This window comes from Barrientosiimonas humi (assembly GCF_006716095.1).
Lineage (GTDB): Bacteria > Actinomycetota > Actinomycetes > Actinomycetales > Dermatophilaceae > Barrientosiimonas > Barrientosiimonas humi.
Map to the genome: position 1 here is coordinate 247,046 of NZ_VFOK01000002.1, position 11,616 is coordinate 258,661.

Genomic DNA, 11,616 nt, shown 5'->3' on the forward strand with positions numbered 1-11,616 from the left:
GCGTCCACAAGCGTGACCTGCGCCACCGCCCCGGCCAGTATCGGCCCAGCGCGGCGTCTCGAGCTCACCGGCCGCGCAGGAAGCGAGGTAGGTCGGATGCCCCCCACCCCCACCCGACGCAGCATGCTGCTCGGGAGCCTGGGTGCCCTGGCGGCGCTGCCGATGGTCAGCGCGTGCGGCGTCACCCGTGGCGACCAGTCGGGCAACACCCGGCTGCGGATGATGATCCCCAACAGCCCCGGCGGCGGGTACGACCTCACCGGTCGCGCAGCCGTGCGGGTGATGGAGGACGAGGAGATCACCGGCCGGTTCGAGGTCTTCAACGTCATCGGCGCCAGCGGCACCGTCGCGATGGCGCGGCTGATGAACGAGCGCGGCAACGAGGACCTGATGATGTCGATGGGTCTCGGCGTGGTCGGTGCGACCTACACCAACAAGTCCGACGCCCGGGTCACCGGCGCGACCCCGCTCGCGCGGCTCATCGAGGAGTCCGAGGGCGTGATCGTCCCGCGCAGCTCCCCGTTCCGCACGATCGACGACCTGCTCGCCGCGTGGAAGCGCGACCCGCGCGGCCTCACGGTCGGCGGCGGCTCCGCGCCCGGCGGTCCCGACCACCTGTTCCCGATGGAGCTCGCCCGCACGACCGGCATCTCTCCGCGCAACGTCAACTTCGTGTCGTACGACGGTGGCGGCGACCTGCTCGCCGCGCTGCTCGGCAGCAAGGTCGGGTTCGGCACGAGCGGCCTCGGGGAGTACAAGTCGCAGATCGCGAGCGGCTCGCTGCGCGTGCTCGCCGTGTCGGGCGAGAAGCGCACGAGCGGGGTGAACGCCCCCACGCTCAAGGAGGCGGGCACCGACCTGACCTTCATCAACTGGCGCGGGGTGCTCGCCCCGCCCGGCATCAGCAGCGCGCGGCGCACCGAGCTGATCGGGCTGCTGCAGCAGATGCACGCCTCGCAGGCGTGGAAGGACGTGCTCACCGAGAACGACTGGACCGACGCCTGGATGACCGGAGACGCGTTCACCTCGTTCCTGCGCTCGCAGGACCAGCGGGTGGCGCGCACCCTGAAGGAGCTGGGGCTGATATGAGCCACGTCGACGACAGCCACCTCGACGACCACGACGGGTCGGACGCCCCGACGCGCCCGGTCCCGGCGCACGACTGGAGCCAGCTCGGCCTCGCCGCCGGCCTGGTCGTCGTCGCCGTCGTGATCCTGGTCGACGCCGCGGGCCTGCGGCAGGACTTCGCCCAGATCGACCCGATCGGTCCGCGGGTCTTCCCGCAGATCGTCGCCGTCGGCCTGATCGTGCTCGCGGTGCTGCTGACGATCGCGACGTTCCGCGGGTCGGTGCCCGAGGGCGCCGAGGGCGAGGACGTCGACCTGTCGAACCCGCCGGACTGGAAGACGCTCGGCGCGTTGTTCTGCGCGTTCCTGTTCCTCGTCGCGACGGTCGACGTGCTCGGCTGGACCATCTCCTCCGCGCTGTTCTTCACCGCCACGACGTACGTCCTCGGCAGCCGCAGCTGGGTGCGCAACCTGCTCATCGGCACGGCCCTGGGGCTGTTCACCTTCTACGCCTTCTACTCCGGCCTCGGCGTCATGCTGCCGGCCGGGATCCTGGACGGAATCCTCTGATGGGCAACTTCGCCAACCTGCTCGACGGGTTCGCCTCGGCGATCACGCCGATGAACCTGCTGTTCGCCTGCCTCGGCGTGCTGCTCGGCACGGCGGTGGGAGTGCTGCCCGGCATCGGGCCGGCCATGACGGTCGCGCTGCTGCTGCCACTGACGTACAACGTCGACGCGTCGGCCGCGTTCATCATGTTCGCCGGCATCTTCTACGGCGGCATGTACGGCGGGTCGACCACCTCGATCCTGCTCAACACCCCGGGTGAGTCCTCGTCGGTCGTCACCGCCCTCGAGGGCAACAAGATGGCGCGCAAGGGGCGGGCCGCCCAGGCGCTCGCGACCGCGGCCATCGGGTCGTTCATCGCCGGCGGCATCGGCACCGCGCTGCTCGCGATGTTCGCGCCGACCATCGCGACCCAGGCGGTCAAGCTCGGCGACCCCTCCTACCTCGCGATCATGCTGTTGGCGCTCGTCGCGGTCACCGCGGTGCTGGGCTCCTCGAAGCTGCGCGGGTTCGTCTCGCTGTTCCTCGGCCTGGCCATCGGCCTGGTCGGCATCGACAGCCTCACCGGCCAGAACCGGCTCACCTTCGGGCTGCCGCTGCTGTCGGAGGGCATCGACATCGTCGTCATCGCGGTGGCGATCTTCGCGGTCGGCGAGGCGCTGTGGGTCGCGGCCCACCTGCGTCGCCGCCCGCTGGAGGTCATCCCGGTCGGACGGCCGTGGATGGGGCGCGAGGACTGGAGCCGCTCGTGGAAGCCGTGGCTGCGCGGCACCGCCTACGGCTTCCCGTTCGGCGCGGTGCCCGCCGGCGGCGCCGAGCTGCCGACCTTCCTGTCGTACGTCACCGAGCGTCGGCTCTCCAAGCACCCGGAGGAGTTCGGCAAGGGCGCCATCGAGGGCGTCGCCGGTCCGGAGGCCGCCAACAACGCCTCGGCGTCGGGCACGCTCGTGCCGATGCTGGCGCTCGGCCTGCCGACCAACGCCACCGCCGCGGTGATGCTCGCCGCGATGATGGGCTACGGCATCGACCCCGGGCCGTCGCTGTTCGAGGAGCAGGGTCCGCTGGTCTGGACGCTGATCGCCAGCCTGTTCATCGGCAACTTCCTGCTGCTGGTGCTCAACCTGCCGCTCGCCCCGGTGTGGGCCAAGCTGCTGCGGGTGCCGCGGCCCTACCTGTACGCCGGCATCCTGTTCTTCGCCGCGCTCGGCGCGCTCGCGGTCAACCTGCAGTGGTTCGACCTGGCGCTGCTGCTGTTCTTCGGCGCGCTCGGCTTCGGGATGCGGCGCTGGGGCCTGCCGGTGCTGCCGCTGATCATCGGCGTCATCCTCGGGCCCCGGGTCGAGCTGCAGCTGCGGCGCGCCCTGCAGGGCCACGGGGGAGACTGGTCGGGTCTGCTCAGCGAGCCGGTCGCCGTGATCGTCTACGTCGTGATCGCCGTCGGCGCCGTGGTGATGATCGTCCAGTCGTTCCGCAAGCGGCGTTCCGGCGCCGGTCAGGAGGTCCCCGCATGACCATTCTCGTGGCGTACGCGCCCGACCCGTCCGGCGAGGCCGCGCTGACCGCGGGCATCGAGCAGGCGCGCGAGCGGCAGGAGGGCGTGGTCGTCGTCAACGGCACCCGCGGTGACGCGCTCGTCGACCCACGGTTCAGCCCGGAGCGCACCTGGGAGCAGGTGCGCTCCGAGCTGGAGGGGTCGGGTCTGGACTTCGAGCTGCGTCAGCCGATGGGGCCCGACGTCGCCGACCTGGTGCTCGAGACGGCCGAGGAGGTCGGGGCGTCGATGATCGTCGTCGGCCTGCGCCGGCGTACGCCCGTGGGCAAGCTGATCCTCGGGTCCACCTCGCAGCGGATCTTGCTCGACGCCGGCTGCCCGGTGCTCGCGGTCAAGGCCGACCCGGCGGTCACTTCTCCCAGGTGAGCGTCACCCGGCGGTTCTTGGCGCGACCGTTCGGGTTGTCCTTGCCGTCGGGCGTCACGTTGGCGGCGACCGGCTCGGTCTCCCCGGCGCTGCGCACCTGCAGGGTCGCGCCCGGCACCTGACGGCGCAGCTCGTTCGCGACCGTCGTCGCCCGGCGCTGGCCCAGCTGCTGGTTGTACGCCGTCGTCCCCTTGCTGTCGGTGTGCCCCACCACCTGGACCGTCTTGCCCTGGACGTCCTGGCGGATCGTGCTCGCGGCGCTCGCGACCACGGCCCGGCCGGCCGGGGTGAGGCGGTCGCTGTCGAACTCGAACAGCACGTCGGAGAACAGGTCCATGCTGGCGGTGTCGCCGACGTTGCAGACGGTGTAGCGACCCGCCAGCGTGGTGGCCCCGGGCGTCTGGCCGAGCGTGACCTGCTTGCCCTCGCGGTCGGTGTAGAACGCGCCGCCGGTGTTGGCCGCGGCCCGGCTGCCGTTGCTGCCGACGAACTGCAGGCCCTGGCTGTTGGCGCAGGTCACGCTGCCGTCGGGCGTGACGACGATCGCGCCGCTGCGGTCGGCCACCGCTCCGGCGCCGCGGGCGTCGACCGTGGTGGCCGCGCCGTTCTGGGTCCAGGTGGCGCTGCCGCCCTTGAGCACGAGCACGCCGCTCGCGGTGCGCAGCGTCGTGTCGCCGGCGGGGATCTGCTGCCCCACGTCGACGGTGTAGCGGGTGCCGTTGCGATAGACGAACGAGATGCGCGACCCGCGCACGACGTAGCCGCCGTCGTCGGTGAGCACCTCCCGGCGGCTCGCGTCGGCGCCGTCCGGGCCGACGTCGCCCGCGGTGCGGGCGCCCTGCTGCGCGGACCCGCTGCTGCTGGGTGACGCGGGCGTGTCGGTGCCGATGTCCTGCTGGCAGCCGGTGAGCAGCGTGGCGGTGGCGGTGGCGGCCGCGATGGCCAGGACGGTGGTGCGACGCGTGCGCGACATGGTCGGTCTCTCCTCAGAGCTCGGTCTCGCGCGCCCCCCGCGCGCGATGCCGCTGCGACGCTGCCCGGCGGGGTGCGGTTCCGTCCGGTCGCGCTCAGTCGAGCACGAGGTCGGCCAGGTGGCGCGTGGCGGCGACCAGCTGCGCGTTGCGCTCGTCGTTGCCGAGGGCCCGGCGGGTGGCCCGTTCCAGGTCGTCGCCGAACCGGCGGTGCCGCTCGACGAGCCGGCGACGGCGAAGGTCGTCGGCGACGTGGACGTACCAGCTGGTGTCGAGGAGGTCGCGGACCCTGCTCCACGGATCCTGTTGCAGCAGAAGGTAGTTGCCCTCGGTGATGACGATGTCGGCGCCGGGTTCGACGGCGATGGCGCCGGCGACCGGCTGCTCCAGGTCGCGGTCGAACGTGGGCGCCCAGACGGTCTCGTCGCGCTGCTCGCGGATGCGGCGGAGCAGCGCGACGAAACCGTGCGCGTCGAACGTGTGCGGCGCGCCCTTGACCTCGGCCAGCCCGAGTGCGTCGAGCACCTGCTGGGCGAGGTGGAAGCCGTCCATCGGGACGACCACGGGCCTGCGCCCGGCCGCGACGGCCGCCCGCCGCACCTGCTCGGCGACGGTCGACTTGCCCGCCCCGGGCGGCCCGGTGATGCCGAGCACCACCCGCCCGGGACGGGCCAGGACAGCCTCCGTCGCGTCCGTCATGCCCACCACGATTCCGGACGGTCACCCACCCCGTGCTCGCTTCGGCGACGATGCCGGCAGGCCGGAGCGTGCGACGGGCTGGCGGAGGAGGAGCCGGAGCCAAAAAGCACTAGTGGTCAACGGCGTCGCCGACGCCGTGGCCGGTGAGGCTGCGCACCTCCATCTCGGCGTACTTCGCGGCGTCGAACTCCTTGCTCGTCACCGAGCCGAGCCAGCCGAGGAAGAAGCCGACAGGGATCGAGACCAGGCCGGGGTTGTCCAGTGGGAACCAGCTGATGTCGATCGACTCGGGCAGCATCGACTGGTTCTTGCCGGCGGCGTCCAGACCCTTGCCGGAGACCACCGGGCTGAAGATGATCAGCCCGATCGCGGTGAACAGGCCGCCGTAGATGCTCCACAGCGCCCCGCGGGTGTTGAACCGCTTCCAGAACAGCGAGTAGAGGATCGTCGGCAGGTTCGCGCTCGCGGCGACCGCGAACGCCAGCGCCACGAGGAACGCGATGTTCTGGTCCTTGGCGAGCATGCCGCCGAGGATCGCGATGGCACCACCGACCAGGGCGGCGATGCGGGCGACCTTGACCTCCTGGTCCTGGCTGACCTGTCCGCGCTTGATGACCTCCTTGTAGATGTCGTGCGCGAACGTGGCGCTCGTGGTGATCGTGAGGCCCGCGACCACGGCGAGGATCGTGGCGAACGCGATGCCCGAGACGATGCCGAGCAGCACCGAGCCGCCGAGCTCGAAGGCCAGCAGCGGTGCCGCGGCGTTCGCGCCACCGGGTGCCGCGGTGATCTCGGCGGGGCCGACCAGGGCGCCGGCGCCGAAGCCGATCACTAGGGTCAGCAGGTAGAACCCGCCGATCAGCCAGATCGCCCACTCGACCGACTTGCGGGCCTGCTTGCTCGAGGGGACGGTGTAGAACCGCTGCAGCACGTGCGGCAGGCCCGCGGTGCCGAGCACCAGCGCCAGCGCCAGCGACACGAAGTCGATCCGGGTGGTGTCGCTGATGCCGTACTTCAGACCGGGCTCCAGCAGCTTCTCCCCGGCCTTGGGGTTGGCCGCGACCGCGTCGTCGAACAGCTGACTGATGCTGAAGCCGGTCTTGGCCAGCACCCAGACGGTCATGATCGCGGTGGCGCTGATCAGCAGGATCGCCTTGATGATCTGCACCCAGGTGGTGCCCTTCATGCCGCCGATGAGGACGTACATCACCATGACGATGCCGACGACGGCGATGACCAGGTTCTGGGCGGCCGCGCCGCTCACTCCGAGCAGCAGCGAGACCAGGGCGCCGGCGCCGGCCATCTGCGCCAGCAGGTAGAAGAACGAGACGGCCAGCGCCGACGAGGCGGCCGCGAGGCGCACCGGTCGCTGGCGCAGCCGGTAGGACAGCACGTCGGCCATCGTCAGCCGACCGGTGTTGCGCATCAGCTCGGCGACCAGCAGCAGCGCGACGAGCCAGGCGACGAGGAAGCCGATGGAGTACAGGAAGCCGTCGTAGCCCTGCAGCGCGATCGCGCCGGCGATGCCGAGGAAGGACGCCGCCGACAGGTAGTCACCGGCGATCGCGATGCCGTTCTGCCGGCCGGAGAACGCGCCGCCGGCGGTGTACATCTGGCTCGCGGTCTTCTTGCCCGAGGCGACCTTGATGACGATCGTCAGGGTCACCAGGACGAACACCGCGAAGATCGAGATGTTGATCGCCGGGCTGCCGACCTTGGTGGCCTCGGCCGCGGGCAGGAGTGCGGGGGTCAGGGTCGTCATCTCAGTGCTCCCTCTCGCCGTCGAGCCGGGCGCCGAGCTCGTCGGCCTTGGGGTCGAACTCGCGGCCGGCCCAGCGGGCGTACCAGAACGTGATCGCGAACGTCGTCACGAACTGACCCAGGCCCATGAGCAGGCCGATGTTGATGTTGCCGAAGACCTTGGTGCCCATGAAGCCCGGTGCGAACACCGACAGCAGGACGTAGGTGAAGTACCACGCGAGGAAGAACGCGGTCACGGGGAAGACGAAGCGTCGGAAGCGGCGGCGCAGCTCGGCGAACTCGGGGCTCGCCTGCATCTGTTCGTACGCCGTCAGGCTGCCCACGGGTGGGGATTCGTCGTCGTGGGTCATGGGGTCTCCTTCGAGTGTGTGACGGGAGCCACGTTTATCGCTCAACAATGCCCGATCATGCCGCCCCACATGGGGATTCGTAAGGTGACAACGTGAATGCCACCCCGTCGGATGAGTCGGTCCCGGCGCAGCTCGCGGCCCTCCCAGGAGTGGGCGAGGCGATCGACCGCGCGCGCGAGGCGTGCACCGCTCTGCGGTGGCACCAGGCGCTGCGGCGGCGCATCCCCGAGGCGGCCGCCGAGTCGCGTGTCCGGGGCGCCCGGGCGAGCGCCCTGCTCGAGGGTGCCGACGTGCCCGTCGACCGGGTGCGCGAGCTGGTGCTCGGCCTCGGCCGCACCGACGCCGACGACCCGCTGGACCAGACCGTGCAGGCCTGCGTGCAGGCGACCAGCGAGAGCGAGCACGTCGCGCCGATCCTGGTGCGCGCGCCGAGCCAGGCGCTGGCGCGGCTGCACGTCGCGGCCGGCGCCACCATGCTTGCGCCCGAGCAGGTGGGACGACCCCGGCAACCCGGAGAGGACTCCCGCGAGCTCGTCGAGATCGGCCCGGCCGTGCCGCCGGAAGAGCTGCCCCGCCGGCTCGCCGAGCTGGGCCGGCTGGTCGCCCTCGCCGACCGTTCACCCGCGCTGGTGGTCGCCGCGATCGTGCACGCCGAGCTGGCCGTCATGCGGCCGTTCGTGCGTGGAAACACTGTCGTCGCAAGGGCGTTCGAGCGTGCGCTGCTCAAGCAGGCCGGAGTCGACCCGACCGGTGTGGCGGTCCCGGAGGTGGGGCACCACCGCGAAGGGGCGACGGGCTACGCGGGGGCGCTGCAGGCGTACGCCGGGGGCACGCCGGACGGTGTCGCGCTCTGGCTGCGGCACTGCGCCGGCGCCGTCGAGGCGGGTGCGGCCGAGGGCATGCGCATCGCCGACGCCGTGCTCGCCGGACGTCTGCGCTGACCCCCGCGCGCCGGGCTCGAGCGGCGCCGGATTGTCCACCCGCGCGGGGGTGAAGACAAGTCTTGTCGACCCGCCCGGAGCGGAGTAGAACGGTGGGCACGACGACGGACGAGAGTCCGACGAACACCGTGGCTGACCCTGGCACCCACGCGCAGGCAGTTCACTGATGGACCGCTCGTCACGGGGCTTGCCCCCGGGCGACAAACCGAAGAATGCACGCTTGGTCACCAGGCTAGGTCGCGGTAGATGGCACCTCATCCCAGATGAGGTGCCATCGTTTTGTTCTGGCTTCGGCTCCTCCTCCGCGAGTCCGTCGCACGCTCACCGCTTTTTTGGCTTCGGCTCCTCCTCCGCGAGTCCGTCGCAAGCTCCGGCCTCGCGGCATCGTCGCCGAAGCGTGCCGTGCCCCTCCCGCGTCCGGTCTGCCGGAGGAGGTGAAGCCATGAGCAGAGATGTTCTATTTGGTGCAGCAGTTGTGCACCTGCGTTGCACAGGTCCGGCCTCGTGATTCATGATGGCCGTAGGCGCTCCCTTCGGGTCGAGCGCCGCGGATCCGGCCCCTCCCCCCCGGGGCTCGGCTCCGTCGAACGGCCCCCGTTGTCCCCCAACGGGGGCCGTTCCCGTTCACCGGTTGCCCCCGGCCACGAGGCAGAGACGGACACCGGTCGGCTGCGGCGCCTGCGGACGTGCTCCCTGCGAACCGTCCACACCCCTGCGCGAAGCCGACCGGCGTCCACAGGCACCGACGCGGGGGTGGCCGCTGACGTTCCGAGGCTGTGGGCTGAGCGCATGCACAACCACGACACAGGCTGCTCGATCGGGGTGATCGGGGCCGGGGGCGGGGCCGGCGCGAGCGTGCTGGCTGCGGTGCTCGCCACGCGCGCCGCCCGAGCCGGCCACGAGACGGTGCTCGTCGACCTCGCCCCCCACGGCGGCGGCATCGACGTCCTCCTCGGCTGCGAGCACGAGCCCGGTCCTCGCTGGCACGACCTCGCCGGCGCCGACGGGCGGGTCGACGCCGAGGCGCTGCTGCCCCGGCTGCCCCGGTCGACAGACGGGGTGGCGCTGCTGTCGTACGGCCGTGGCTGGGTCGACGTGCCCGACCGGGCGGTGCGAGCCGTCTGCGGTCCGCTGGCCGAGGCCGCGCACGTGACGGTCCACGACCTCGGTCACCAACCGCCCGACTGGGCCGACGAGCTCGACGCGGTCCTGCTCGTCACGCCCGGTCGGGTGCCGGCTCTCGCCGCGGCTCAGGTGCTCACCGATCGCCTGCTGCGGCTCGGGGCGCGGCCCTGGTTGGTGCCGCGCGGGATCGACGACGCCACGCTGCCCCTGGTCGCCGAGGCCCTCGACCTGCCGGTGCTGGAGCCGCTGCCGCACGAGCCGCGGGTCGCTGACGACGTCGACGCCGGCGTGACACCGGGCGAGCGAGAGCGCTCACCGCTGGCCGCCACCGCCGACCGGGTGCTGCGCCGGCTCCTCGTCGAGCGGGACGTCGCGTGAGCCCGACGACGCCGGTCGGTGACTCGATGTGGCGACACATCCGGGCCGGTCGGCAGCCCAGCGCCGCGACGGTGGACGACCTGGCCGCCGACGACGCGACGCTGCTGGGTGACCGCGGCCTCGAGCTGCAGTCGCGGCTCGCGGCCGACCTGCTGGGGGCGGGCCCGCTGGAGGACCTGCTGCACCGCCCCGGCGTCACCGACGTGCTCGTCAACGGCGTCGACGGCGTCTTCGTCGACACCGGCGAGGGGCTGGTGCGCACCGCCGTCGACCTCACCGACGCCGATCACGTCCGGCGGCTGGCGGTGCGCCTCGCGGGGCTCGCCGGGCGACGGCTCGACGACAGCAGTCCCTACGTCGACGGTCTGCTCCCCGGGGGCGTCCGGCTGCACGCCGTGCTGCCACCGGTCGTGCAGGGCGCCGCACACATCTCGCTGCGCGTGCCCCGCTCGACCGGCCTCGACCTCGACGCGCTCGGGCGCAGCGGGGGCGTGTCGCCCGTGCTCGTCCCGGTGCTGCGTCGCCTGGTGGGCGCCCGTCTGGCGTTCGTCGTGAGCGGCGGCACCGGCTCGGGCAAGACCACCCTGCTCGCCGCGCTGCTCGCCGAGGCCGACCCCGGCGAGCGGCTGGTCGTCGTCGAGGACGTGCGCGAGCTCGCGATCGCCCACCCGCACGTGGTGCGGCTCGAGGCCCGCTCGGCCAACGTCGAGGGCCGCGGCGCGGTGACGATGACCGCGCTCGTGCGCCAGTCGCTGCGCATGCGACCCGATCGCCTCGTCGTGGGCGAGGTGCGCGGGGCCGAGGTGCGCGAGCTGCTCAGCGCGCTCAACACGGGCCACGAGGGCGGCTGCGGCACGCTGCACGCCAACACCATCGGCGACGTCGTCGCGCGGTTCGAGGCGCTGGGTGCGCTCGCCGACATGACGCCCGAGGCCACCCGCACCCAGCTCGCGAGCGCGGTCCGCGTGGTGCTGCACCTGCGCCGCACCACCGGTCGCCGGCACCTCGCCGAGATCGGGGTGCTGCGCCGCGACGGCGGTGACCTGCGCTGCGTCCCGGCGTGCACCGTGCACGACGACCGGGTCGAGCCGGGGCCGGCGGCCGACGAGCTCGAGGCCCTGCTCGGGTCGGTGCCCGCGTGGTGATCCTCACGGCGCTGCTGCTCGCCGCAGCGGTCTGGGCCTGGCCCGGGCGGCGCGAGCGAGCGTTGCTGCGGGTCGCCGTGCTCGACACCGCCGACGCCGGTGCCGAGGCCGGCGCCGTGTCGGTGCCGTGGTGGCGGCGGGAGGTGCGGCTGCCCCGGCGGAGCGGTTCGGGCCGTGAGGAGGTCGTGCAGCAGCTGCTCTCGGGTCTGGCGGCCGGCCTGGGGGCCGGGCTGGCGGCACCCGCCGCGCTGTCCGCCGCGGTGGCGTCGTTGCCGGCGGCCGTCCGTCGCGACGCCGCACTGGTGCGTGCCCTCGGAGCGCTCGAGACCGCCGTGGCCGGGGGAGGGTCCGCGGGCGCCGCATGGGTCGACCTCGGGCAGCAGCTGCGGCTCCCCGTGGCGCTGCAGGTCGGTCGGGCCTGGACGATCAGCGAGCGGCTCGGGTCGCCGTTGTCCGAGGCGGTGCGCAGCGCCCTCGATGCCCACAACGCACGGCGCGCCGTGGAGCGGGCGTTCGCCGCGCAGGCGGCCGGCCCGCGGGCCACCGCGCAGCTGCTCACCTGGTTGCCGCTGCTCGGGGTGCTGCTCATGCCGGTGCTGGGCGTCGCCCCGACGTCGGCCTACCCGCCCGCCGTGCTGCTGCTCGCCGTGGCACCCGGACTCCTCCTGCTGCTCGCCGGACGCCGGCTCACCCG

12 protein-coding genes are annotated in these 11,616 nt (G+C 72.7%); 8 read left to right on the plus strand and 4 right to left on the minus strand.

What is annotated here, in order from left to right:
• The first annotated feature begins 96 nt into the window (after nt 1-96).
• Genes FB554_RS16925 through FB554_RS16940 form a run of 4 tightly spaced genes read left to right on the plus strand, consistent with a single transcriptional unit; the run spans nt 97 to nt 3,552 of the window.
• Nucleotides 97-1,089, plus strand: a complete 993-nt coding sequence (locus FB554_RS16925) for a Bug family tripartite tricarboxylate transporter substrate binding protein (protein WP_142007833.1) — start codon at nt 97-99, stop codon at nt 1,087-1,089.
• Nucleotides 1,086-1,637: a tripartite tricarboxylate transporter TctB family protein gene (locus FB554_RS16930; RefSeq protein WP_142007834.1), complete on the plus strand. Its 552-nt coding sequence runs from the start codon at nt 1,086-1,088 to the stop codon at nt 1,635-1,637. Before FB554_RS16925 ends, FB554_RS16930 begins: the two co-directional genes overlap by 4 nt.
• On the plus strand, nt 1,637-3,145 hold the full coding sequence (locus FB554_RS16935) for a tripartite tricarboxylate transporter permease (protein WP_142007835.1): 1,509 nt from the start codon (nt 1,637-1,639) through the stop codon (nt 3,143-3,145). The genes FB554_RS16930 and FB554_RS16935 overlap by 1 nt, the downstream gene beginning before the upstream one ends.
• A complete protein-coding gene (locus FB554_RS16940) occupies nt 3,142-3,552 on the plus strand; it encodes a universal stress protein (protein ID WP_142007836.1) in 411 nt (136 codons plus the stop codon). Before FB554_RS16935 ends, FB554_RS16940 begins: the two co-directional genes overlap by 4 nt.
• Here the strand turns inward: FB554_RS16940 and FB554_RS16945 are convergent.
• The 4 genes from FB554_RS16945 to FB554_RS16960 form a co-directional block, all read right to left on the minus strand.
• Nucleotides 3,536-4,525: an OmpA family protein gene (locus FB554_RS16945; protein WP_142007837.1), complete on the minus strand. Its 990-nt coding sequence runs from the start codon at nt 4,523-4,525 to the stop codon at nt 3,536-3,538. The two genes, FB554_RS16940 and FB554_RS16945, sit on opposite strands and share 17 nt — an antisense overlap.
• A gap of 94 nt (nt 4,526-4,619) precedes the next feature.
• Entirely contained in the window at nt 4,620-5,222 is a 603-nt protein-coding gene (locus FB554_RS16950; RefSeq protein ID WP_142007838.1) for a nucleoside/nucleotide kinase family protein, read from the minus strand.
• A 109-nt stretch (nt 5,223-5,331) separates the two neighbouring features.
• Nucleotides 5,332-6,984 (minus strand): solute symporter family protein, encoded by a 1,653-nt coding sequence (locus FB554_RS16955; protein WP_142007839.1) that lies wholly within the window; start codon nt 6,982-6,984, stop codon nt 5,332-5,334.
• Nucleotide 6,985: 1 nt separating this feature from the next.
• Nucleotides 6,986-7,333, minus strand: coding sequence for a DUF485 domain-containing protein (locus tag FB554_RS16960; RefSeq protein ID WP_142007840.1), 348 nt, complete (start codon nt 7,331-7,333; stop codon nt 6,986-6,988).
• A gap of 92 nt (nt 7,334-7,425) precedes the next feature.
• Between FB554_RS16960 and FB554_RS16965 the strand changes: the two genes are divergently transcribed.
• The 4 genes from FB554_RS16965 to FB554_RS16980 form a co-directional block, all read left to right on the plus strand.
• Complete coding sequence (locus FB554_RS16965) at nt 7,426-8,274, plus strand: Fic family protein (protein WP_142007841.1); 849 nt, start codon at nt 7,426-7,428, stop codon at nt 8,272-8,274.
• Between the two features lie 789 nt (nt 8,275-9,063).
• Complete coding sequence (gene ssd / locus FB554_RS16970) at nt 9,064-9,777, plus strand: septum site-determining protein Ssd (protein WP_142007842.1); 714 nt, start codon at nt 9,064-9,066, stop codon at nt 9,775-9,777.
• A complete protein-coding gene (locus tag FB554_RS16975; protein ID WP_420809475.1) occupies nt 9,774-10,922 on the plus strand; it encodes a TadA family conjugal transfer-associated ATPase in 1,149 nt (382 codons plus the stop codon). Before ssd ends, FB554_RS16975 begins: the two co-directional genes overlap by 4 nt.
• The coding region (locus FB554_RS16980; protein ID WP_142007843.1) for a hypothetical protein at nt 10,916-11,616 on the plus strand (701 nt) is incomplete at its 3' end. The genes FB554_RS16975 and FB554_RS16980, both read left to right, overlap by 7 nt.